The following is a 22908-nucleotide window of genomic DNA, read 5'->3' as shown; positions in this document are numbered from 1 at the left end:
GGCAAATGAACGAGGCATCGCCGATCCCGACCGGGGAAACAGAACCCGAGGAAGCACCTACCCCGGCGCAAATGGCGCGGATGAAAGGCGACCTCACGCAAGGGCCGATCCTGAAGACGCTGATGCTCTTCTCGATCCCCATGCTGATTTCCAACGTTCTCCAGACCCTGAACGGATCGGTCAACGCGATCTGGGTGGGTCGGCTGCTGGGCGAAGCGGCGCTGGCGGCAACGGCCAATGCCAATGTCATCATGTTCCTGCTGTTCGCACTGGTCTTCGGCTTCGGCATGGCCACGACGGTACGCGTGGGCCAGCACTTCGGCGCGCGCGATATCGACGCGGCGCGCAAGACTTTCGGATCGGGCCTGGGCTTCTGCTTCCTGCTGTCGGGGCTCTGCGGCCTCGGCGGCTGGCTTGGCGCGGACGCCCTGCTCCATTCGCTGGGCACGCCGGACGCCAGCCGGATCGAGGCGCTCGCGTACCTGCGCGTTATCTTCGTGACCATCCCGCTCGGCTCGATGTCGATGATGGTCTCGATGGGCATGCGCGGCGCGGGCGATTCCAAGACCCCGCTCTACGCGATGATCCTGACAGTTGCGCTCGATATCGTGCTGAATCCGCTGCTCATCATCGGGCCCGGCCCGATCCCCGCGCTCGGCATCGCCGGCTCCGCCATGGCGACGGCTTTCGCGAACTTTGCCGGGCTCATCTACCAGCTCTGGCGCATTTACCGGCAGGACCTGCCGATGCGCCTGCGCGGCCCGGAACTGGGCTACCTTGCCCCGCGCGGCGCCGAACTGGCCTATGTCATCCTCAAAGGCCTGCCGATGGGCGCGCAGATGCTGCTGGTCTCTTCCGCCGGCCTCATCATGGTCAGCCTCGTCAATCGCGAAGGCCTGGATGCGGCGGCCGCCTACGGCGCCTCGCTGCAATTGTGGAACTACCTCCAGATGCCCGCCTTCGCTATCGGCTCAGCGGTCAGCGCCATGGTGGCACAGTCATTGGGTGCGGGCGACCACAAGCGCGTGGGCAAGGTGACAGAGGTGGGCCTCGTCGCGAATCTCGCCTTCTCCACGCTGGTGGCGGCACTGATCGTGGCGTTCGACCGGCCCCTGCTCGCCCTGTTCCTCGGCGGCGACAGCCCGGCCATGCCCATTGCCGAGCACATCCAGCTCGTCTGCACGGCCAGCTTCGTGATCGTCTCGATCACGATGATCCTGACCGGGACCATGCGCGCCTATGGCGCGGTGGTGGCCCCGCTCGTCATCATGTTCCTGGGCCTCTATCCCGGCCGCCTCGGCTTCTACTACCTTGCCCGCCCGTTCATCGGCAGCGAGGCGGTGTGGTGGGCCTATCCGGTCGGTTCGGTGCTGACGGTGGCCTTCACCGTCGGCTATTACCGCTGGGGCAAGTGGCGCGCCGACTTCACGGTGTAGCCGTCACCGCCCCTGCGCGCGCCACCGCTGTACCGTGCGCAGGACCATCTCCTCCTCCCCGCCCGAACTGCTCCACAGCTCGGTGAAGGAGGGATCGGCCGAGGCCGGGCGCTTGAATTCCTCGAGTTCATCGAACGAGGCGCGGATCGGGATCGTCACGCCCTCGCCGCAGATAATGCATTCGCGGTTGCGCAGTGCCGGAATCGAATCGAGGAACCCGCGCGCGCCTTCCGGCATGGCCGCCCGGACGAAGGCCTGGTCACGCTCGTTGTTGAGACGCATCGAGATGATCGTCCCGCACTGCGAGAGCACGCCCTCGGCAAGGTCGGACGGACGCTGGGTGATCAGGCCCAGCGAGATGCCGTACTTGCGGCCTTCCTTGGCAATGCGGGAGAGAATGCGCCCGACAGAGGAACCGTCGGCGTTCTTTTCGCTGGGAACGTAGCGATGCGCTTCCTCGCAAACGAGCAGGATCGGCCTCGTCTTCTCCTCCCGCGCCCAGACGGCGAAGTCGAACACCAGGCGACTTATCACGGCGACCACGGTGCTGGTGATGTCCGAAGGCACGCCGGAAACGTCGATGATCGAGATCGGCCGGCCGCGCGAAGGCAGGCGGAACAGTTTGGAGACGAACTCCGTCATCGTATCGCCCACCAGCATGCCCGAGAACATGAACTGGTAGCGCGGATCGCCCTTCAGCTCGTCGAGCTTGTTCTTGAGCCGCAAGTAAGGGGCACTGGAATGTCCCTTGTCGAGCTTGCCCATGTGATTGCCGAGAATGACCGACAGGTCGGAAAGCAGATAGGGGATCGGCGAATCCACGGTGATCTTGCCCACTTGCTCGGCGAGCCGGTTTCGCAAACGCGCTTCCATCAGGCAGCGGCCGAGAATTTCGCAATCGAGCTGCCGGTCATCGCCATGCGAGGTGACGAATATCTCGCAGTGCTCCTCGAAGTTCATCAACCAGTAGGGCATCTGCAGGTTCGAAACGTCGAGGATCACACCCGTATTGCGGAAGGCCGCGGCATATTCGCCATGCGGGTCGATCATGATGACATGGCCTTCCGGCGCCTGCTCGCAGATACGGTGCAGAATCAGCGACGCGCCAGTGGACTTGCCGGTACCGGTCGATCCCAACAGCGCGAAGTGCTTGCCCAGCAGAGCGTCGACATAGAGCCCGGCACGAATGTCGTTGGTCGGATAGACATTGCCGATCTGGATCGCTTTGCGCCCGTCACTGGCGTAGATCTGCCGCAAATCGTCAGTGCTCGCGGGATAGACCAATGCTCCCGGAGTGGGATAGCGGGTGACACCGCGCCTGAAACCATGGATCCGCCCGGTCAGACGCTCTTCCAGGCCCTCGCCCAGAAAGTCCGCCTCGGCGACGATGCCTCCGGGAATGGCGTTGTCGCTTTTCTGGTTCCGCACGCTGGCAAGCAACCAGCCGCGACCGACGCGGATCTTGATCTGGTTCCCCACCTGCCCCGAAGTCGCAACGCAGGGATCGTTATCCTGCGCCGTTTCGGCCAGGCGGTTGAGGTCGAAGGCGATGCGGGTTCCGGCGCCGGAAATCTCGAGCACCACACCGATCGGCTCCCGACCGGTATCGCTTCGCGCCGCATTCGGCGCAAGCTGCTCTCCCTGCGACGTCCGCGCGGGATCGAAGCCTTCCACTCGCATCTGATTCATCAAGCCCCCGAACAGAAAATTCGTCGGGCATGGCTAGTCCGGCACAGTTAATTTCCGGCTAAGCCCTTGCTTCGCTCAAACTCAACGCAAGGCGAACAGGCGTCCGGCAAGCCAACCCATGCCCACGGACACCAGGACCGCCAGCAAGCCATAGGCAAAGCCGTAATTTTCGGAGAAGTCGGCGATGGCCAGTTCGAAACCCTGCTTGCGGACCTGCACCTGGCTGCTGGCCGAAGCAACGACACGCCCCTTTGAAATCGCGAAAGTCTCGGCCGTATAAGTCCCGGTCGGCACTCGCGAGGGTAGGCCGATGCGGGCCTGATAGAGCACCTGCTCACTCACCTTCACCCCGCCCTCCTCTTCGCGATACAGGCCATTGCGGCGATTGAGATCGACGAGCCCATCGGAAAAGCGGGTCTGCTCAGCGGGATCGATGGCGCCGATCGGCGAAAGTTGCAGCCACTTCAGGCCGAGTTCGTAAATCGCCGCCGTCTTGTCGTCGACGATATCTTTGATCGGCCGGGTAGAAGCGAACGCATAATAGGAAGGTGCCGAGCGAAGCTCCGTACTGTCGGCATTGATCCAGATGCCCGCGACCTTCTGCTTCTCACGCAGGACGATCGACTGCGTCGGCCCCTTCAGCACGATGACGATGTCGTAGTCCTGCGCCGCGCGCGACCCTTCCGGCGTCAGGATCGCACCGAACAGCAGCAGTTCGGTTCCGGTGAACCCCTGTTGCAGGTCTACTTCGTGCTGCGATATTTCAGGTACGAGGATGGGGTCCCGGGCACCTCCCAGCATGACCAATGCGGCCAGTGCGAAACCTGCCGAAACAAGCCGGTCCTTCACAGGGGGGCAACCGTGTAGATCTCATCCGGACGGTAACCCAGCCCGATGGCCATCCGTCCGGCAACCAGCAGCACGATGATGGCAAGCACCAGGCGCAGCTTCACCGGACTGGCTTTCTGGGCGAACTGCGCGCCAAGTTGCGCGCCCGTCACCGAGCCCAGCAGCAACAGGGAGGCCAGCACGATGTCCACCGCATGTGTGGTCATGGAATGCATCATCGTGGTGGCCATAGTGACGAACAGGATCTGGAACAGCGAAGTGCCCACGACGACGTTGGCACTCATGCCCAGGATATAGAGCATCGCCGGCACGAGAATGAAGCCGCCGCCGACCCCCATCAGCATTGTCAGGATGCCTGTGCCGATTCCCAGCAGGAGCGGTGCCAAAGGCGAGATGTAGAGACCCGAGCGATAGAACCGCCACCGCATCGGCAAGCTTGCAACCATCGGATGGTGCCGCCGCTTTCTTGCCGCGATGGGAATGCCGGAACGCTCGGCCCGGATGGTCTGGATGCTCTCCTTGGCCATCAGACCGCCAATGGAGCCGAGCATCAGTACGTAGAGGATATTGATGACCGTATCGATCTGGCCGAGCCGCTGCAGCAGGCTGAACAGCAGGGCGCCGATACCGGTGCCAATGATGCCCCCGGCAACCATGACCGTGCCCATGTGATAATCCACGCCGCCGCGCCGGGTATGGGCGAAAACGCCCGAAACGCTTGCCCCCGTCACCTGACTGGCCGCCGAGGCGGCCGCCACCGTGGGCGGGATGCCGTAGAAGATCATCAGCGGCGTGGTGAGAAACCCGCCGCCCACGCCGAACATGCCCGAAAGCAGGCCAGTGATCGCTCCTAGTCCAACGATGATGATCCCGTTGACCGAGAGATTGGCTATGGGGAGATAGACATCCATTCCACCCCTCTCGCTACCGCAGCATCAAGTCCGAGGAAAGCCGGGAATCAGAAACCTGCGGATAGAGTCAGCGCAGGCCCCGAACCCGGCTGCGCATCTCCGATGACACGAAACCGCCAATCGACGGCTAGGCGGCCGAAAGTCCCTCTGCCAAGCGGGAATGCAACCGCTGCCGATGGCCCTGCATCAAGCCGCCCGGCCCCTCTCTGCGCGCCGCCCCACAGACCGGCACCGACTCTCGTCTCAACCGGTCCGAGCTGCAGCAGACGGCGATCCACACGGACTTGCCCGTCAGCAAAGGGCGTGGCGAACTTCCCCGCGACATAGCCTGCCTGCAGGTAGGCCTCTCCGCGAAAATCGGCAGGCATCCTGAAAGTCGGAAATTCGGTTACCGCCATTACCACGGGCTGAAGTCGCCGCCGCCCGGCCTGCTCCGTCAGCCTTCCCTCGACTGCGCCGATCACAGGAATTGACGGAAAAGGCCGCGCGGAAAATCCGACTGCGGCAGCGGTTTCCCGCATCTGCTGTCCCAGGGTTGACGTCGTTCGCATATAGATGACCGGATTGTAGCGTGCGCGCATGGCGAGTCTGTAGCGCAGCACGGCGCCCGCCTGACTTGCCCCGTAAGTCGCGGGCATGGCGCCGATCACCAGCGGCCCCGAGCCCCCTTTGCGCATGAGCGCCCAACTGTCGGCCGACCAGCGCCGGGGCTTGAGCTGGCTTGCGATCGGCCCTGTCGCAACCGAACCGGACGGATAGGGCTGGGCGGCGAAGCTCGAAAGCGAGGAAAATCCGGCAGGAAGTCCTTCTCGCCGATCGAACGTCAGTCCGCCCTCGCCATGATCCGCTGGGAACTGCTGCCCTGTCGGGTAACGATCGGTCAGGCGGTCAATGCCATACCAACCGCCGGGTTCGGCCGAGTTCCCGTTAGGACCGTACCATGCACCGCGAGGGTCGATTGCTGACGATCTCGGTCGGCGGCGCGAAGCCGGCCATAATGCCTGAAAGTACCCGTTACTCGGCTGAACCATGCCCGCAGGCATATAGCCGAACGCGTCCGGCCCGTATCCATTGCCCGAATAGTAGTCCTGATCACTCAGTGGCGGGCTCTGCGGTCCGGCTTTCTGGTCGAGGAAGAAGCCCCCTTCCGTCTGCGGCCCTGGTACGGCAGCCTCTGCCTGCTGGGCCGCAGGCGATGCAAGCTGCAAGGGCGATTCCCATGTCGAGATCCGGCCTCCGGCCCACCCTGCAAGAACCGCGAGCAGAGCCACCAGCGGCTGCCCGCGAACGCGCGTCGAGGCACTCACAGGACCGGCCCTCCGGCTACCGACATCGCGGCCGGGTGCGCATCGTGGCGGGTCTTGTCCCAGACGATCATTCCGCCGTTCAGCGTGCGTATGTAGGATGCCAGGGCCCTTTGCCCGGCGAAGATGGCGATCAGGTTCGCCACGGGAATGCGCAGTATCGCGCAGACACCTTCCCACGCACCATACTCGCGCGCGGTAAAGCCTGCACGCACGCCGCAACGCCAGACGAAACTGGCCAGGCAGATGGTCAGTACCGGGTTCAGCGACTTCGGGACGGGTATCTCATCCGCCAATCCCGCCACCCGCACGATCCCGAGCAGCAGTTCGACAATGAGCAGCGCATAGCTGCTGGCGAGCACGATTGCCGTCAGCGGGCCGCGGCGATCGCGCATCGCCATCCAGGCATCGGCAAGCTTGCCCACGCGCCCCGGACGGCGCCATGCGAGACGGCTCCAGCCAAGGCGATCCCACCCCTGAAAGGCAATTCCGTGGACCCAGCGCGTCTTCTGCCGGATCGAATCCTCGAAAGTCGCGGGGAAATAAGCCCTCGTGGCGACGAGTTGCCCCTTCTCATCCCGGACACGCAGGAACCGGGCACGGCCGCCTTCCCGCCAGACGAGAACACCCAGTTCATAATCCTCGGTCAGGCACTCGGCAGCGAAAGGTCCGGCGCTGCCTTCAGCCCGGCGCCGACGCGTGATCCGCTCCAGGATATCCCGAGCAAAGCCGCAGCCGACGCCGGCTGCCGGCACCGCCGCGCCCAGCACATCCCGGACCACCAGTGATTTCGCATGAGCCTCGGTGAATTCGTCCAGATAATGGCCACCGACCCATCGCGACCTGACCTGCGGCTCGGGCCGGACCGGCAATTGAATGAAATCAGCCTTGGCGAGCGCCCCGTCGACAACGGCCAACTCCGCGGGATGCACCATGTCCTCGGAATCGTGGAGCAGCACGCTGCGGTAGCGGCATCCGCGACGTCGCTCATCCTCGCACAGCGCATGATAGAGCCGGTTCAGGCAATCCGCCTTGGTAGTCGGGCCTTCGCGGTCATGAATGATGACCCTGACGCGGTTGTCACCCCCCGCCCCCGACATCGCGGCCGCGACTGTCGCGGAATCGTTGCCATAACAACCGATGTAGAGCGTGAAACCGGTTTGCCGCCACGCGGAAAGGGCATGGCGGATAGTATGGGCGATGACCTGTTCTTCCTGCCAGCAAGCGATAAGAACCGCAGCATGTCCCTTCAACGGCGCCCGGCTGACCTCGAGGGAAATCCGGCCCGTACTCGCCCGGCCGGACAGTCTGAACCAGGCCCAGCAGCAATCCACGGCCATTTCATCGACCGTACCGACCAGAACCCAGAAGGCAGCGAACAACAAAAGCTCCTGCTCAACCAGATGCAGGCAATAAATTCCTTGCTGAAACATGCCCGCCGGTTCCACGGTGCCCCTCCTTGGAATCAGAATTACCGGACCTCTTCTCAGGCAGGTCCATGCCTCCCGGCGATGCCTGGAACTCACTCACGACATGGTTTATGAGAATGGATAGACATTACGCCAATGAATTGGCGCGCCGTTTCATAAAGTTAATGGGCGGTGAAGCAGGTTCAGGCATCCTGCTGATCATCATGGCCGTACTGGCGATGTCCGCCGCGAACTCACCTCTGAGTGATGGCTATCACGCCCTTTTCCATCATGAGCTTCCCTGGACTCCAATCTCCAGGCTCACTTCTGTTCATGCATGGATCAACGACGCACTGATGGCCTTGTTCTTCTTTGTGGTCGGATTGGAAATAAAGCGCGAGGTTCTCGGCGGTGAACTGTCGAGCCCCGAAAAGCGCCGCCTGCCGGTACTCGCCGCGGCGGCAGGCATGGCGATGCCCGCGCTGATCTACCTCATTACCGCCGGAACCCAACAACCCGAACAGAGGGGCTGGGCCATCCCTGCCGCCACGGACATCGCCTTTGCCGTAGGAGTGCTAGGACTGCTTGGCCGGCGGGTACCATCCTCGCTGAGGCTGTTCCTGCTGACGGTCGCGATCGTCGACGATCTGGGCGCTGTCATTATCATTGCGCTGTTCTATACCGCGCAGATCGAACTGGGTTGGGCGCTGGCCGCGATCGGCCTGTTCGCAGCGCTTCTCGCAGTCAATCGCGCACGCATCCAGTTCATCAGCCTCTATCTGGCGCTCGGCCTGGGCCTGTGGTTCTGCGTGCTCAACTCCGGCATTCACGCGACGATCGCCGGGGTTCTCTTCGCCTTCACGATCCCGCTGCGAACACAGCACGGAGACAGCATGCTGCTGCGCCTCGAACACGCGCTGGCGCCATGGATCGGCTATCTCGTGGTGCCTGTGTTCGGTTTTGCCAATGCCGGCGTGGCACTGGCCGGAATCGGCATGGCAGGACTGTTCGCCCCGGTGCCCCTGGGCATTGGCCTGGGCCTTTTCATCGGCAAGCAAGCGGGCGTATTCGCGGCGATCTATCTGGCGCACCGCCTGGGCATCGCCCCGCGCCCCGCCGGTGCAAGCTGGCTGCAACTCTGGGGGACGGCAGTATTGTGCGGCATCGGGTTCACCATGAGCCTGTTCATCGGCGCCCTCGCCTTCCCGACTACGCCTCTGCTCGTGGATGAAGCCAAGCTGGGTGTGCTGGCAGGATCGCTGGCCTCTTCCCTTCTGGGCTTCGTGATCCTGCGATTCGCGAAAGCGCCCTCGGCCTGATCCCTGCCCGCCCACCTGACGGGCAGGGATCAGGCCCAATTACCAGACGCCGACGTTCGGCATCGACGCCCATGGCTCGGCGGGATCCAGCCGGCCATCCTGCAACAGTTCGACGGAAATGCCGTCCGGCGTGCGCACGAACGCCATGTGACCGTCGCGAGGCGGACGATTGATGACCACGCCTGCGTCGGCCAAGGTCTGGCAGGTGGCGTAGATATCGTCGACCTGGAACGCGAGATGCCCGAAGTTGCGCCCGCCCGAATACTCCTCGGCGGAACCATCCTCGGCCGGCCAGTTATACGTCAGCTCGACCTCGGATTCCTCGCCCGGAACTGCAAGATAGATCAGCGTGAAGCGCCCCTGCTCGCTTGAAAAACGCCGGGTTTCCTGAAGGCCGATCAGTTCGAAGAAGCGGATCGTGGCTTCCGGATCGCTTACGCGGATCATGGTGTGGAGATATTTGGTCACGGGCATTCCTTCAATTCATCGCATGTAGAGAACGGTTCATGGACGATACAGCCGTCTGACGGCATGTTCCGAGGGACTTCAGGGAGAAGCTGCGATGACCGACGATAGCCCAGAGAGCCCTCATCACTCTACCACCTTCTTGGCCGAATCCGCTACCAGACGATGGCTTCTCGCCTCGACCATCCTGGCCATCGGCGTTGTCGCTGGCGGCTATCTGCTGGGAGACGGCCTGAAGCGCGCGCACCGGGCAGACCGCTCCGTTACCGTGCGGGGCCTGGCGGAGCGGGACGTCACCGCCGACCTCGCCACCTGGACGATCGCCTACTCGGCCACCGCCAACGACCTTGCCGGAGCGCAGGCGAGCGTCGAGAATGATACGGCGCAGATTCGCACCTTCTTCAAGGAACTCGGCTTTCCCGCAGATGCCATCCAGCCGACGGGCGCCAATGTCTCGCAGTCCAAGGACAACAACGGCATCGCGAGCTTCACCGTCCGTCAGCGGATGACCTTGCGCAGTCAGGACATCAAGCGTGCGCAGGACGCGGTAAGACGTCAGTTCGAACTCGTTCGGCGCGGCGTCATTCTCGAAGAAGGTTCGGGGATGGCCTATACATTCACCAAGCTCAACGACATCAAGCCGCCCATGGTCGCTGCTGCCACCAAGGACGCACGGTCCGCCGCGGAGCAGTTTGCCAATGACAGCGGGGCGGAAGTCGGCTCCATCAAGGGCGCCACTCAGGGATACTTCACCGTAGAGGCGCGGGATGGCGATTCCGGCGGCGGCTGGGGTGTTTCGGACACGCCCTACAAGAAAGTCCGCGTTGTCACGACGGTGGATTTCTATCTCCGCTGACCGCCTTCTCACAGAGGCACGAAAAACCCGCCCGGAAAGCTCCGGGCGGGTCCTCCTGCAAAACGCGTTAACCTATGCGATGGTTCAGAAGGACGCGGTCAGCGTCGCGACGACAGTGTCGTCCGTGTAGCTGTCAATCGCCGCGCCGCTCACGCCGACGTAGCTGAGGCTGGCGGAAAGCGGGCCGAACAGCGTCATCGAGGCGCCGATCGAATAATCGATGCCGGTTTTGTCGTTGAACGTGCCCGTGCCGGTGCAGTAGTAGCAGGGCGACAGCACGCCGTCGGTGTAGCCGATATGGCCCGAAACGGTCACCGGGGTATTGGGAATGGCCACGTCGACGTTACCGTAAACGTAGAAGTTGTCCGACTTGTCGCCATTGTTGTCGAGCAGGCCCTTCTGCTTCCAGTCATAGGCCACGCCCACCTTGAGCTTCGCCGGTCCGGCCTGGCCGCTCACCGAGACGTAGGGCTCCCAGTAGTTGGCATCGCCGATCTTGCCGCTCGGATAGACGTAGTAAAGGAGGCCGGCATCGAGCGTGAGGCCCGAGGTCACTTCGCCAGTCCAGCCAGCCATGAGGTCGAGTTCCTGGTCTCCGTAGACCGAACCGTCGCCGATGCCGTCACCGTTGACGTCCACTTCGCTGCTGTGAAGCGACGACGACCAGATACCGGCATAGAAGCCGCTCTGATGCGAAACCGTAATGCCGCCCTGGACCGCAAGATCGCCCCCCGAGAGCGAAACGCCGCGGAAACGATAGTCGCTGGTCAGCGCGACGTTGCCGGTAACGGTGATTTCCGAGGGGGCGTCCGCCTCGTCTGCGAAAGCCGGTGTTGCTGCGAGTGCAGTACCCGCAAGAAGAGAGGCGGCGATAGCGCCACGGACGGACATAAGCATGGTCATTCCCTCACTAAATTCTTCTTTGGTGTCTCGTCCCAGCCTGCTCCGCCGCCTCGATCCTCTTCCCGGGCCCGATTGCGGCAGCACAATATTGCTGCACCGCACCAACCAACGGCACAAGAAAAATTTCAGATGAGCAACATTCGGGCAATGTTGTGTGGACTTTTTGCCACTGCCCGCTTGGCGGTCATGATTGCGACCGCATCAGGCACGGTCCGGCCCATGCGGAATCCTCCCTGCCGCCTGTTCCTTGTTTGTTAATGTTCGTCTTCGTAATAGAGCGGGTATCTAATGCTTGCGAAAATCAGAAATCTCCTGAGCCGGCCCGCCGAAGTGCGGCTTCCTCACATCCCTCCGGGACAACGTGCTTATGCCGTGGGCGATATCCACGGCCGGCTCGACCTGTTCGAGCAGTTGATCGACGCGATCGAGCGCGACAACGCCGGCCGCGACAGTTCACAAAGCATCGTGGTTCTGCTGGGCGACCTGATCGACCGTGGCCCGGCGAGCGCCGGCGTCATTGCGCGCGCCCGGCAATGGGCCAGCAAGCGCCGCGTCGAATTCATCCAGGGCAATCACGAGGAAATGCTTCTGGTGGCGGCGCGCAAGCTCGATGCCTTCCGCAGTTTCCTGAAGTTCGGCGGCCGCGAGACGATCCTTTCCTACGGCCTCGATCCGGCCTTCGTCATGGAAGCCGAACTGGAAGATCTTCAACGCGCCATGATCGAGGTCATCCCGCAGGACGATTTCGACTTCATCGACAGCTTCCAGAAGATGGTGCGGCTTGGCGACTATCTGTTCGTCCATGCCGGGATTCGCCCGGATACTCCGCTGGAGCACCAACTGGGTCACGACTGCCGCTGGATTCGCGAGCCCTTCCTCAGCCACAATGGCGAGTTCGGGGCCTTCATCGTCCACGGCCACACCATCACCGAGGAACCGGAAATGCGGGCCAATCGCGTGGGCATCGACACGGGCGCCTATGTGCATGGGCGGCTCACGGCTATCGGACTTCAGGGCAGCGAGCGCTGGTTCATCCAGGCGTGCGAAAACGAGAGCGGAATCTCCGTCCAAGTCGCGGCCTGACCCGCCCCGCAAGGGGAGAAACGCACCGGGGAGCCTGTAAGCCGGGTTCTGTTCCTGGCGTGGTCTCCCCAAGGAGGGACCTTACGCCGCGGCGGCAGCCATTCCTCTAGGCGACGCATTGCTGCGCCGCTCAAGCGACCAACCCGGGCTGCCTGGGTCCGAAACAGACCCGCCGCCGCTCTACTTTCGTAGCGCGGACAGCGCGCAGCCCCTATTCGGTCTTGCTCCGAGTGGGGTTTGCCATGCCGCTTTCCGTTACCGGAAGCGCGGTGCGCTCTTACCGCACCCTTTCACCCTTACCTGCCATTCAGGGGCGAACCCTGCGAGGCGAGGCGGTCTGCTCTCTGTGGCACTTTCCCTAAGCTTCGCCGGGCCTGAAAACCCGACTCGCCCGGCGGGCATTACCCGCCACCCTTGTTTCGTGGAGCCCGGACTTTCCTCGCGCGTCAAGAAGACGCCCGCGGCTGCCCGGCTCCCCGGTGCGAGCGGTCACCTAGCACGGCCGGTGTCACGCTCCAACAGGAGTTCCAACAGAATTGCGCCGATTTCTCCATCGATCTCGCCATCGATCAATTCCGGACGCCAACGCCGCTGAAACGCCGTAACCGCGGCGCGGCCATCGGTGATGTCATAACCGAAGCGTTCGAGGGCGAGATAGAAAGCGCCGGGGTTGTCGTAGAAGAGGTTCATCTTCGCCGCCGGGATCTCCAGCGCGAGCCCGAGTTCGCCCAGCCTCGCCCAGTCGAAGTACTCGCCGGGGTCCTGCTTGCGGGCAGGCGCGATATCGGAGTGGCCGACCACATTGGCGCGAGGAACGTCGTGACGGTTCATGATGTCCGCCAGAAGCGGCAGGAGAGCGTCCATCTGCGGCTCGGGAAATGGGCGATATCCCCATTCATGCCCCGGATTCACCAGTTCGATGCCGATCGAAGCGGAATTCACATCAGTCACCCCGCGCCAGTATGATCGCCCGGCATGCCATGCCCGGCGATCCTCCGGGACGAGGGAAGTGACCGTGCCCTCCTCGTCGATCATGTAATGCGCGGAGACTTCGGCCTCGGGATCGCACATCCGCTCAAGCGCTTCTTCGGCCGACTTCATGCCGGTATAGTGCAGCACGACCATCGAGATCGGCAGCTTGCGCTCGTTGCAGTTCGGCGACCTGACGATGCGATTGACCAACCATCGGTTCATCGTCCTGCCTCCTTCCGATCAGGCCCCCGGCAACACGGCGCCAAGCACGAGAGCATCTTCCGCCAGGGCATATTGCAGGCGACCACCCTGACTGTGCGCCAGTTGCTGGATCATCGCGGCAGGCGCCGTCCGGCTCGAAAGATCGCCCTCGGGCAGCGCCCCTTCAAGGGCGCGGCCGATATCGCGGTCGAAAGCGATGCGCGGCCCGACGGCGCGCACCACGATCTCGCTGACGCCGTCGCGAAATTCGGCGGCCAGTTCCAGCGTACCGCCGCGCGGCAGCGCCTCGATGCCGATCAGGCCGAAATTCAGCAGCGTCTTGACCGCAGGCTTGGGCAGCATTTCGCTTGCGAGCGCCCAATTCAGCACGATGCGGGCATTGTTGGCAACGAGCGCATCGATCAGCGCGCGGGCCTCACTGACCGGAACCATGTCGCCGAAGCCACCCGCGGCGCCGAAGGCGAGGCGGAAAAACTTGAGCTTGTCCGCCGAAATCCGAGCGCTCTGGTCGAGCAGTTCGAAGCAGCGCTGGCGCATCTCCGGGTCCTTCTCATCCGCCAGCAGCTCCAACCCGTTGGTCAGCGCGCCCACCGGACTGAGCATGTCATGGCACAGTCGCGAACACAGCAGGCTGGCAAGTTCGAGCGAGCTCGTCGTCATGGATCGAGGACTTCCCTTTGCAGTAATCATTCAAGTTCAGGCCGTTGCCGAACGTTCATCCGACAATACGGCATGGTATCGGCGCAAATCCATTCCCGGTATCGCGCCAGAAAGCAACCTGCCCGCCCGCGATGATCGCCCAAACGCGCGAATCCCCGGTGGAATGTTCGCAATCAGTGGCCGATGGCACGGGATGGCCGACGGGATGGGAATGATAATAGCCCAGCACTTGCGGACCGCCCTGCCTTGCTCCGCGATGGGCGGCGAGCAGAACCGAGGGATCGATCTCGAAATGACGGTTGGGTTCAGCGGCGACATTCGCCGCCGGAATCGCCCGATCGACCCGCATACCCTCGCCCAGGAGCAGGCCGCAGCACTCCTCCGGATGGGCACGTAACGATTCTTCACGCAGTCTTGCGATCACGTCACTTGTCACTTCGACATTCATCCCCAAATCCTACAGGCAATGGGGGCTTACGAAAACATCATCCAGGGTTCGATCGGCAACGATGGCGGCCGGCTGGACAAGGCGCTGGCCGAGGCGAGCGGACTTTCACGCGAGCGCATCAAGGCGCTTATGGCCGAAGGCCGGGTCTCGCTTGCCGGTAAACCGGTTTCGCAGGGCTCGCTCAAGGTGGCCGGAGGCACAGCCTTCGCCATCGATGTGCCGGAAGCCGCCGCCGCCGAGGCGGTGGCGCAGGACATTCCGCTGAGCGTCGTGTTCGAGGACGAGTACCTTATCGTGGTAGACAAGCCGGCGGGGCTGGTCGTGCATCCTGCCGCAGGCAATCTCGACGGCACGCTGGTGAATGCGCTGCTGCATCACTGCCGGGGCCAGCTTTCCGGGATCGGCGGCGTGGCCCGTCCGGGAATCGTCCATAGGATCGACAAGGACACGTCCGGCCTGCTCGTCGTCGCCAAGACCGACAAGGCGCATGAGGGGCTGGCCGCGCAATTCGCCGATCATTCGATCGCACGTGCCTATCGGGCCGTCGTGTCCGGCAGGCCGATTCCGCTGGCGGGCACGGTAACGGGCGCAATCGGCCGGTCCAGTTCCAACCGCAAGAAGATGGCGCTGGTCGAGGATGGTCGCGGCAAGCATGCGGTCACGCATTACAGAACCATAGAATCGCTGAAGACCGCGAGTTTGGTGGAATGCCGCCTGGAGACGGGACGCACGCATCAGGTCCGCGTTCACATGTCGTCAATCGGACATTCGCTAGTGGGGGACCCTGTATATGGTCGTACACCTCCAGCGATTCGTCCGATTCTCCAGCGACTCGGTTTCTCCCGTCAGGCACTTCATGCCGCGGAACTTGGCTTCGTCCATCCCGTTACTGGAGAGAACGTTCATCTCGTCAGCCCGCTTCCCGACGACATGCGGACACTGATCGATGAACTGCGACACTGAAATCGGATAAATGTGCTATCTTGAAAAGGTGGCCCCAAGCTAAGACGCCTCGCAAGGGTCTTCGACCGCGGGCCGACCGGAAAGGACGGATATTGTGAGCAAGGAACGAAATCTCCCGGCGGTGCCGGCACTGGGCGGTGAGCAGAGCCTCAACCGTTACCTGTCCGAGATCCGCAAGTTCCCGCTTCTCGCGCCCGAGCAGGAATACATGCTCGCCAAGCGCTACAAGGAGCATGAGGACCCCGCCGCAGCGGGCCAGCTCGTGACCAGCCATCTTCGCCTCGTCGCGAAGATCGCGATGGGTTACCGCGGCTATGGCCTGCCGGTTTCGGAACTCATTTCCGAAGGCAACATCGGCCTGATGCAGGGCGTGAAGAAGTTCGAACCTGATCGGGGCTTCCGTCTCGCCACTTATGCGATGTGGTGGATCAAGGCTTCGATTCAAGAGTACATCCTGCGTTCGTGGTCTCTCGTGAAGATGGGCACCACCGCCGCGCAGAAGAAGCTGTTCTTCAACTTGCGCCGGATGAAGAAGAATCTCGACGCCTACGAGGATTCCGACCTTCACCCTGACGACGTCGCCAAGATCGCAACCACGCTCGGCGTCTCCGAGCAGGAAGTGGTCAACATGAACCGGCGCATGATGATGGGCGGCGATGCTTCGCTGAACGTCTCCCTGCGCGAGGAAGGCGAAGGCCAATGGCAGGATATCCTTGCGGACGATCGCCCGTTGCAGGACGAAACCGTTGCCGACGCCGAGGAAGCGACCGTTCGCCACGCCATGCTGGTCGAGGCGATGGACGGCCTCAATGAGCGTGAGCGTGACATTCTGATGGAACGCCGCCTGACCGAGGACCCGAAGACGCTCGAAGAGCTGAGCCAGGTCTATCATGTCAGCCGCGAGCGCGTCCGCCAGATCGAGGTGCGCGCTTTCGAAAAGCTGCAAAAGGCGATGAACCGGATCGCCAGCGATCGTAAGCTGCTGCCCGCGGGCTGATCGCCATTTGACGGAAATGCATGACCGGGTCGTCCGCAGGACGGCCCGGTTTTGCTTGTGCCGGCGCCGCTCGATCCCGGATGCAAGGTCAGGTCAGACCGAAACCGAAACGCCCCGCCAGATCGACCGTGCTCTGCTTGCCGAGATGCTTGATCGACGTCTCGCACCAGCGTTTGGCCGCCGCTTCCCCCGCATCGCGCAGCTTGAGCAGAAGATGCCGCACCGGCAGCAGTTTGGTCTGCGCCGGCATCGCCGCCAGTGTCGGCTCGTCATGAATTTCATGTAGGCGCAACCGCTCCACTTGCGCGATGAGTCCCTCGCCAGCCCGGTAATGCCCGATCGACGACTTGAGCAGGAACAGCCCCTGCAACTCCTTGCGCATCGACTGGTTGAAGGCGATCTCGGTTATGCGGTCCACGATCGCGGCGGCATTGCGCGGAGTGTGGTCGCGAAGCTGGGGATTGACGGTAATCAGCAGGAGGTCGTCGTTCGGGCTTTCCCGCACGAGCGGGACGAGCGGCGGGTTGGCGCTGTAGCCACCGTCCCAGTAATCCTTGCCCTCGATCGTCACCGGCGGAAAATACAGCGGCAGACATGCGGAAGCGAGCAAGGCGTCCGCCGTCAGCTCCTCATTGCGGAAGATCCGCACCGCGCCGCTCTCGGCATGGGTTGCCGAAACGAAGATCCGCGGAGCCTCTTCCTTCGATATCGCAGCGAAATCGACATGATCCTCGATGACCTTGCGGAGGATCTCCTGCATTTCACGGCCCAGTTCCGGCGAGGCATGCGCCATGCCGAGATCACCGAAAACCGTACTCCACCATGAAGACATCGCGCGTGAAGTCTGCGGAAAGGCCTCGATCATGGGGATCAGCGGCCCTGCCTCGCGGCCTGTCCGGTTAAGGTCCTTCCAGAAAGAACGCAGCCGTTCGCGTGCTCCTTCCGGCCCGCCGGAAACGAGACCCGAAACGAGCACTGCCGCATTCATGGCACCGGCACTGGCACCGCTGACCGCACCGAACTGAAGACGTTCATCCTGGAGCAGTGCGTCCAGGACGCCCCAGGTAAAGGCACCGTGGGCGCCGCCCCCTTGCAGCGCAAGGTCGAGAGAGTGAACCGGCATTAGATGTTCTCACCCATGCTGCATCGCAACATGGCCATTCATAGCATCGGTCCGGGTTGCTGGCCAGCAAAGTAGCGCCGCCCGGATGGAGTCGGGCGGCGGGGCCATTATTACGCCGGCGACGAATTGAGCGCGGCGAACGTATCGGCATAGCGCCCTTCCGCTTCGGCGTTTCGCAAGAACGCGAGACGCTCGACACCGATCAACTCCGGCGTTGGCACTTTTGCGAAAAGGCCCATCACTTCATCAATGAATGCACCCAGCGGCATGTAACCCTCACGGTCTGACTGCCCCGGCGTCAGTTCCGTCTGCACCGCAGGCGGGGCGAGTTCGATCACCTCGACCTTCCCGGACAGCGCAAAGCGAAGCGAATCGGTCCATGAATGGATGGCCGCCTTGGTCGCAGAGTAAACTGCAGCGCTAGCCAGTGGAACGAAGGCCAGACCCGAACTCACATTGACGATCGCCGCATCCGCCTGTTCGCGAAGATGGCCGATGAAGGCATCGGTCATGCGGATCGGGCCCAGCAGATTGGTCACGACACAGGCTTCGGCGCGCGAAAGATCACGGGGGACCGAGGTATCCTCCAGCGGCATGACGCCCGCATTGTTGACGAGCACGTTGAGCGCCGGGAATTTCGCCAGCAAGCCTGCCGCAAACGACCTGATCGCTTCCGGATCGGCGACATCCAGGACCACCGGATGGATATTCTCCCGTCCCTTTGCCGTTTCCTCAAGGCTGGCTAGCGTGCGTCCGGTCACGATCACGACATTGCCCGCGTCATGCCAGCGCTGGGCCAGTTCACGACCAATGCCGGTACCGCCGCCGCTGAGAAGAATGGTGTTGCCGCTGATCTTCATGGGAAAGCTCCTGTGACGAGAGATTGCGAAAAGCGATGTAGTCCAATACTCTCTTTTGGAAAGTAGGCACCGGAATGTGCCGTACTCACCTGAAAGTAAGAAATGGAAAATCCGCCTGTCACAAGCTATTCCTCGACACCCGGCGTCGATGCACTCGTAAACGAATTGATCGGGCGCGTCGCCGACAAGTGGACCCTGCTGGTTCTTGAAGCGCTTGAGGAACAAGGCGAATCGCGCTTTACTGCCCTCGCCCGCATCGTGCCGGGCATCAGTCAGAAGATGCTCACGCAAACGCTTCGCCAGATGGAGCGCGACGGCTTCGTCCACCGCACGGTTCACCCCGTCATTCCGCCCCGCGTCGATTATCGCCTCACGCCTTTGGGGCACAGTCTGGGCGAGGCGTTCTGCGGTGTCTGGCTCTGGGCGGAAGGCAACCTCGAAACGGTCTCTTCCGCGCGCGCCGCATTCGACGCGAGGGATTGAACGCGCAGGCATCTTTCCCGCACCGCGCAACCTCGCTAGTCAGGGCCCGGACGGCGGCACTCCCGCGCGCCGGACAATCGGAACGTGGGGCTTCCTTCCTTTGCTGCGCATTCTTGCCAAGACCGTCTTCTGGTTCGTCGCGATCAGCGTGGGGCTGACCGTACTCTATCGCTTCGTGCCCCCTCCGGTGACGGTGACGATGCTGGTCGATGGCAATGGCATCACCAAGGACTGGCAGCCGCTCAGCCGGATAGACCGCAACATGGTCGCCGCCGCGATCGCTGCCGAGGACGGCAAGTTCTGCACGCACAACGGGTTCGACACCGCCGCGATCGAGAAGGCTTTCGAGCGCAACGCCACCGGCGGGCGCCTGCGCGGCGGCTCGACCATCAGCCAGCAAACCGCCAAGAACGTGTTCCTCTGGCAGGGTGACGGCTGGACGCGCTACTTGCGCAAGGGCCTCGAGGTCTGGTTCACCTTCCTGATCGAGAACCTCTGGGACAAACGGCGGATCATGGAGGTCTATCTTAACGTCGCGGAGACCGGAATCGGCACTTACGGCGTAGAGGCCGGCGCCCAGCGCTATTGGGGCAAGTCCGCCTCCAACCTGACGACGACCGAGGCCGGCCGCATGGCCGCCGCCCTGCCCAGCCCCAAGACCCGCAGCGTGAAAAGCCCCTCGGGCTTCACCCGCCGCTACGGCAACACCATCGCCGCACGGATCGGTACCGTGAAGCGCGAAGGCTTCGATTCCTGCGTCTACGAGTAAGCCCTTGGCCAGGGCGCAGGTTGACACGGTTGACACAGTCCTGGGATAAAAAACTCTCCTTCCGCCGTGAGGCAGCCGGACGACCCGTGCCTGCCGGATTCAGGCGCCATTCCCGCGCGCTGATACGACGCAAGGCACCAGCCTCTCCCAGCCACCATCATCGAAAGTTGAGCAAGTGGGCGCTTTGTCATCCGCTCAGGCATAGCGCCCCTCAAGGGATGTAGGAAAGCTTACGCGCACCGCGCCGATCACCGGCGCTTTTCAGGACCATGCTGCCCGGCAACCGCACAAACGAAAGGGGAGGAAGCTTGCGCTTCCTCCCCCGTCGTTTTCAAACCCGGTGGTTTCGATCAGAACTGGAAGTTGATCGAGGCCGAGAAGGTGCGCGGCGCACCGAGGTATGCGAAGGTCGTGTTGGTTGCGACGACGCCAGCATCGTCGAACGAACCGATGTAGTACTTGTCGAACAGGTTCGTCACGTTCGCCTGGAGATAGGTGTCCTTGCCCATGCCCAGGAAGCCGAGGTCCAGACGCGCATCGAGGTTCACAATGGTGTAACCGGGGATCTTTGCAGTCCAGATCTGGTCGCCGGCGCTGTTCACGACGGCGGTGTTCAGGCTGTTGTAGTAGCGCGAACCGGTACGCTTCAGCTCGGTACCGACCGAAAGCGGACCATAGTTGCCTTCGAGACGGCCACCGAAGCTGTAGGACGGCACGCCGCCTTCCATCTTGCCGCCGGTCTCGGCGACCGAGGTTGCACCGGTCGCCACGTCGTCGCGAATGTTCGACCAGAGGTACGAACCGAAGACATAGGCCTTGAAGTGGGTGCTCGGAGCGACGGCGAAGGTGCCGTCGATGCCGTAGCGGTCCACGGTGCCCAGGTTGGTGTAGGTCGTGCGGTCAACCGACGGATCATAAGCCGACGACAGGCGGTTCGAGAACTTCGTGTACCAGCCGCCGAGCGAGGCCTGGATCATGCCGCTGCGATAACGCACGCCGCCGTCGAAGTTGTCCGAGGTTTCGGGCTTCGGCTTAACAACGCCTTCGTCGAAGAAGAAGGAGTTATAGAGGTTGTCCGTACCCGGGACCTGAAGGCCCTTCGAGTAGTTGAAGTACAGGCTTGCGTTCGGCGCGACGTCGAAGGTGAAGCCTGCCTGCGGCAGCACGCGGTTGTAGTTGAACACGCGGTTGTCCGGGCCAGCGAAGCTGGTGTTTGCGTCCAGATTCGCCTGCTGGTCGGTCGTGTTGGTGGTGAAGCAGTTCACGTTGCCGCTCACGCTGGTGGTGAGGCAGTTCTGCGTCAGGTTACGACGGAAGAACGGAACGCGCACGCCAACGGCGACATGCAGACGGTTGTCCACGTAGTCACCCGAGTATTCGCCCGAAACCTGATGCAGGATCGCATAGGAAAGGCGGTCACGCTTCTGAAGGATGTTGCCGTCCACGTCGGTCAGGCCACCCTTCGAGTTGAAGTAGTGCACGGCCTCGCCGTTGGCCTTCAGGAAGCCGACTTCGCCGGTCTGCTGATGGCGGCCACGGTCGTAGGTGTAGGCTACGCGAACGCGGTTGTTGTCGTCGATGTCGTAGCGCAGCGAGGCGACGGCACCGATACGGTTGGTTTCGGTCTGGCTCGGAGCGGAAAGACGCACTGCGTCGCCACGCACGTCGTCACCGCCACCGATGTCGCCGTCGCCGTTGAGGTCAACGCCGCCGAAGTAGGGCGAACCGCCGATGTAGCCCGAAAGGCCAGCAGTGGTGGTGCCTTCATAGCCGATCACGGTGCCGCCACCGTTGGCCGAAGTGTACTGGTAGGAACCGTCGACGCTCAGCGTCAGCTTGTCGCTCAACGTGAAGCGCGAGTTCAGGCGAACGTTCGCAGTCTTCGAGGGGTTGTAACGGTATTCCCAGGCCGAACCGCAGCTGGAGGCCGTATCGGTAACGCCGGCCACGCCTGCAGGAATGGTGCAACGCGCGACTTCATAGGCATCGCGCTGCTTCTTGTTCAGCGGAATGCCGCCGGCCGAGAAGGGGGTTGCCGTGGTCATGGTCCAGTCGGACGTCATGTTGTTGCGGTTGTAGTTGTAGTGGCCGGCCAGCGAGATGAAATCGCCGTTGCTGCCGAGCGGCTGGTAGATCTTCGCGTTGAACTGCGTCTTGTCGATCTTGCCGAAGTTACCATAGAGCGCGTCGTAGGTGTCCTTCGAAGCCGAGAACCAGGCGCGCGTACCCGAAGAGTTCAGGTTGCCGGTGTTGATCAGGCCGAACACGCGCATCTTGTTCTGGTCGCCCACGGTGCCGACCATGCGGGCGCCGAAGTCTTCCGAAGGGTTGATCGAGCGGTAGTTCACCGTCGAACCCGAAGCGGCTGCGGTCGGCGAGTCGACGTCGGTGGTGCCGAGGTTGACGTTGACCTGCTCGATCAGTTCGGGGTCAAGCTGCTGGTTCGAATAGAGCGCGTAGCCGCCCGTATCGTTCAGCGGCAGGCCGTCGAAGGTCTGCGAGATGCGCGTGTCGTCGAAACCGCGGATCATCAGGTTACCGCCCGAAGAGCCGAAACCGTCATAGTTCTGGAAGTTGACGCCGGGGATCAGGTTGATCGTTTCGTTGATCGTCTGCCCGGGGGTGCCACGCGAGATCAGTTCCTGCGTCAGGACCTGCTTCGCCTTCGGAGAATCGGGGATCTCGATACCGGCGACGCCACGGTCGGTGCTGCCGGAAACGACGATCTCGTTATCGAAGTCCTGCGAACCGGTCGACTGGGCGAAGGCGGGAGCCGCCAGGAATGCGACGCCAACGGCAAGCGTGCTGGTCGCGGTGGAGAGAATCGATTGGAACTTCATTTTAGCCCCCTGAGCTTTTCAGAATGGGTTTGCGCGAAAATGCGGAGAGGTTGCCCCGCCGCAGGATTGCTGCGGCTGCTAAGAGCAGGGCAATATGACAATCTTCTGACGCACGGGATTCATTTCTGATCCGCAACGCGCAATTTTCTGACGTGAGCAGAGTTAATTTGTCACAGACAGCATTTTATCATATATATTCAATATCTTAAATGCCAATATGACGATTTGCGGTGCGGCATAAATGTCACGTCACAGCAGATCCCGGTCCGTGCTGCGAAAGCGGGACGAGTTGAGCGATCCGTGTAATGATACGTCATAGCTTGCTGATAAGGCCCTGAGCATGCGAA

21 protein-coding genes and 1 other RNA gene are annotated in these 22908 nt (G+C 62.5%); 8 read left to right on the top strand and 14 right to left on the bottom strand.

The window, feature by feature from the left end:
• The first annotated feature begins 5 nt into the window (after positions 1–5).
• Positions 6–1436: an MATE family efflux transporter gene (locus ACXJ16_RS01835; RefSeq protein WP_082370509.1), complete on the top strand. Its 1431-nt coding sequence runs from the start codon at positions 6–8 to the stop codon at positions 1434–1436.
• A 3-nt stretch (positions 1437–1439) separates the two neighbouring features.
• Here the strand turns inward: ACXJ16_RS01835 and ACXJ16_RS01830 are convergent, their stop codons facing one another.
• The 5 genes from ACXJ16_RS01830 to ACXJ16_RS01810 all read right to left on the bottom strand — a co-directional run bounded on the left by ACXJ16_RS01830 (position 1440) and on the right by ACXJ16_RS01810 (position 7622).
• On the bottom strand, positions 1440–3116 hold the full coding sequence (locus ACXJ16_RS01830) for an ATP-binding protein (protein WP_420719884.1): 1677 nt from the start codon (positions 3114–3116) through the stop codon (positions 1440–1442).
• Between the two features lie 90 nt (positions 3117–3206).
• On the bottom strand, positions 3207–3926 hold the full coding sequence (locus ACXJ16_RS01825; RefSeq protein WP_132469351.1) for a TIGR02186 family protein: 720 nt from the start codon (positions 3924–3926) through the stop codon (positions 3207–3209).
• A gap of 44 nt (positions 3927–3970) precedes the next feature.
• Complete coding sequence (locus tag ACXJ16_RS01820) at positions 3971–4885, bottom strand: sulfite exporter TauE/SafE family protein (RefSeq protein ID WP_054440619.1); 915 nt, start codon at positions 4883–4885, stop codon at positions 3971–3973.
• Between the two features lie 47 nt (positions 4886–4932).
• Positions 4933–6192, bottom strand: coding sequence for a hypothetical protein (locus ACXJ16_RS01815; protein ID WP_324696180.1), 1260 nt, complete (start codon positions 6190–6192; stop codon positions 4933–4935).
• A complete protein-coding gene (locus ACXJ16_RS01810) occupies positions 6189–7622 on the bottom strand; it encodes a glycosyl transferase family protein (protein WP_443477910.1) in 1434 nt (477 codons plus the stop codon). The genes ACXJ16_RS01815 and ACXJ16_RS01810 overlap by 4 nt, the downstream gene beginning before the upstream one ends.
• Before the next feature lie 107 nt (positions 7623–7729).
• On the opposite strand from ACXJ16_RS01810, the gene nhaA reads away from it, so the two are divergent.
• Entirely contained in the window at positions 7730–8917 is a 1188-nt protein-coding gene (nhaA, locus tag ACXJ16_RS01805; RefSeq protein ID WP_420719885.1) for a Na+/H+ antiporter NhaA, read from the top strand.
• Positions 8918–8956: 39 nt separating this feature from the next.
• On the opposite strand, the gene ACXJ16_RS01800 is transcribed toward nhaA, so the two are convergent.
• Positions 8957–9385 carry a VOC family protein gene (locus ACXJ16_RS01800; protein WP_054440621.1) on the bottom strand — a complete coding sequence of 143 codons (429 nt, stop codon included), beginning with the start codon at positions 9383–9385 and terminating at the stop codon, positions 8957–8959.
• Positions 9386–9479: 94 nt separating this feature from the next.
• On the opposite strand from ACXJ16_RS01800, the gene ACXJ16_RS01795 reads away from it, so the two are divergent.
• The gene (locus ACXJ16_RS01795) at positions 9480–10238 is read left to right on the top strand and encodes an SIMPL domain-containing protein (RefSeq protein ID WP_324696187.1); all 759 of its coding nucleotides are present in this window, start codon (positions 9480–9482) and stop codon (positions 10236–10238) included.
• Positions 10239–10322: 84 nt separating this feature from the next.
• On the opposite strand, the gene ACXJ16_RS01790 is transcribed toward ACXJ16_RS01795, so the two are convergent.
• Positions 10323–11135: a TorF family putative porin gene (locus ACXJ16_RS01790; protein WP_054440702.1), complete on the bottom strand. Its 813-nt coding sequence runs from the start codon at positions 11133–11135 to the stop codon at positions 10323–10325.
• A 336-nt stretch (positions 11136–11471) separates the two neighbouring features.
• Here ACXJ16_RS01790 and ACXJ16_RS01785 point away from each other — a divergent pair, with 336 nt between their 5' ends.
• Entirely contained in the window at positions 11472–12224 is a 753-nt protein-coding gene (locus ACXJ16_RS01785) for a metallophosphoesterase (RefSeq protein ID WP_367142790.1), read from the top strand.
• 21 nt (positions 12225–12245) lie between these two features.
• On the opposite strand, the gene rnpB is transcribed toward ACXJ16_RS01785, so the two are convergent.
• From rnpB to ACXJ16_RS01765, 4 genes are all read right to left on the bottom strand, one after another.
• Positions 12246–12704, bottom strand: an RNA gene (rnpB, locus tag ACXJ16_RS01780) — RNase P RNA component class A.
• A gap of 9 nt (positions 12705–12713) precedes the next feature.
• Positions 12714–13418 (bottom strand): N-acetylmuramoyl-L-alanine amidase, encoded by a 705-nt coding sequence (locus ACXJ16_RS01775; protein WP_463921094.1) that lies wholly within the window; start codon positions 13416–13418, stop codon positions 12714–12716.
• An 18-nt stretch (positions 13419–13436) separates the two neighbouring features.
• Complete coding sequence (locus ACXJ16_RS01770) at positions 13437–14078, bottom strand: histidine phosphotransferase family protein (RefSeq protein WP_054440630.1); 642 nt, start codon at positions 14076–14078, stop codon at positions 13437–13439.
• Between the two features lie 55 nt (positions 14079–14133).
• A complete protein-coding gene (locus ACXJ16_RS01765) occupies positions 14134–14526 on the bottom strand; it encodes a M67 family metallopeptidase (RefSeq protein ID WP_324696192.1) in 393 nt (130 codons plus the stop codon).
• Positions 14527–14544: 18 nt separating this feature from the next.
• Between ACXJ16_RS01765 and ACXJ16_RS01760 the strand changes: the two genes are divergently transcribed.
• Complete coding sequence (locus ACXJ16_RS01760; protein ID WP_185996960.1) at positions 14545–15489, top strand: RluA family pseudouridine synthase; 945 nt, start codon at positions 14545–14547, stop codon at positions 15487–15489.
• Between the two features lie 94 nt (positions 15490–15583).
• Positions 15584–16486, top strand: coding sequence for an RNA polymerase sigma factor RpoH (gene rpoH / locus ACXJ16_RS01755; RefSeq protein ID WP_132469330.1), 903 nt, complete (start codon positions 15584–15586; stop codon positions 16484–16486).
• 88 nt (positions 16487–16574) lie between these two features.
• Here the strand turns inward: rpoH and ACXJ16_RS01750 are convergent, their stop codons facing one another.
• A complete protein-coding gene (locus ACXJ16_RS01750) occupies positions 16575–17609 on the bottom strand; it encodes a patatin-like phospholipase family protein (protein ID WP_463921092.1) in 1035 nt (344 codons plus the stop codon).
• A gap of 110 nt (positions 17610–17719) precedes the next feature.
• On the bottom strand, positions 17720–18469 hold the full coding sequence (locus ACXJ16_RS01745) for an SDR family oxidoreductase (protein ID WP_054440640.1): 750 nt from the start codon (positions 18467–18469) through the stop codon (positions 17720–17722).
• A gap of 102 nt (positions 18470–18571) precedes the next feature.
• On the opposite strand from ACXJ16_RS01745, the gene ACXJ16_RS01740 reads away from it, so the two are divergent.
• Complete coding sequence (locus ACXJ16_RS01740; RefSeq protein WP_454797490.1) at positions 18572–18952, top strand: winged helix-turn-helix transcriptional regulator; 381 nt, start codon at positions 18572–18574, stop codon at positions 18950–18952.
• 103 nt (positions 18953–19055) lie between these two features.
• Positions 19056–19721 carry a monofunctional biosynthetic peptidoglycan transglycosylase gene (mtgA, locus tag ACXJ16_RS01735; protein ID WP_054440704.1) on the top strand — a complete coding sequence of 222 codons (666 nt, stop codon included), beginning with the start codon at positions 19056–19058 and terminating at the stop codon, positions 19719–19721.
• A 350-nt stretch (positions 19722–20071) separates the two neighbouring features.
• Here the strand turns inward: mtgA and ACXJ16_RS01730 are convergent, their stop codons facing one another.
• A complete protein-coding gene (locus tag ACXJ16_RS01730) occupies positions 20072–22561 on the bottom strand; it encodes a TonB-dependent receptor (RefSeq protein ID WP_324696198.1) in 2490 nt (829 codons plus the stop codon).
• Positions 22562–22908: the final 347 nt, after the last annotated feature.

This window comes from Novosphingobium sp. TK71, assembly GCF_055361505.1.
Note: the sequence above shows the minus strand (reverse complement) of the source record. Positions and strands in the feature narration are given on the sequence as shown.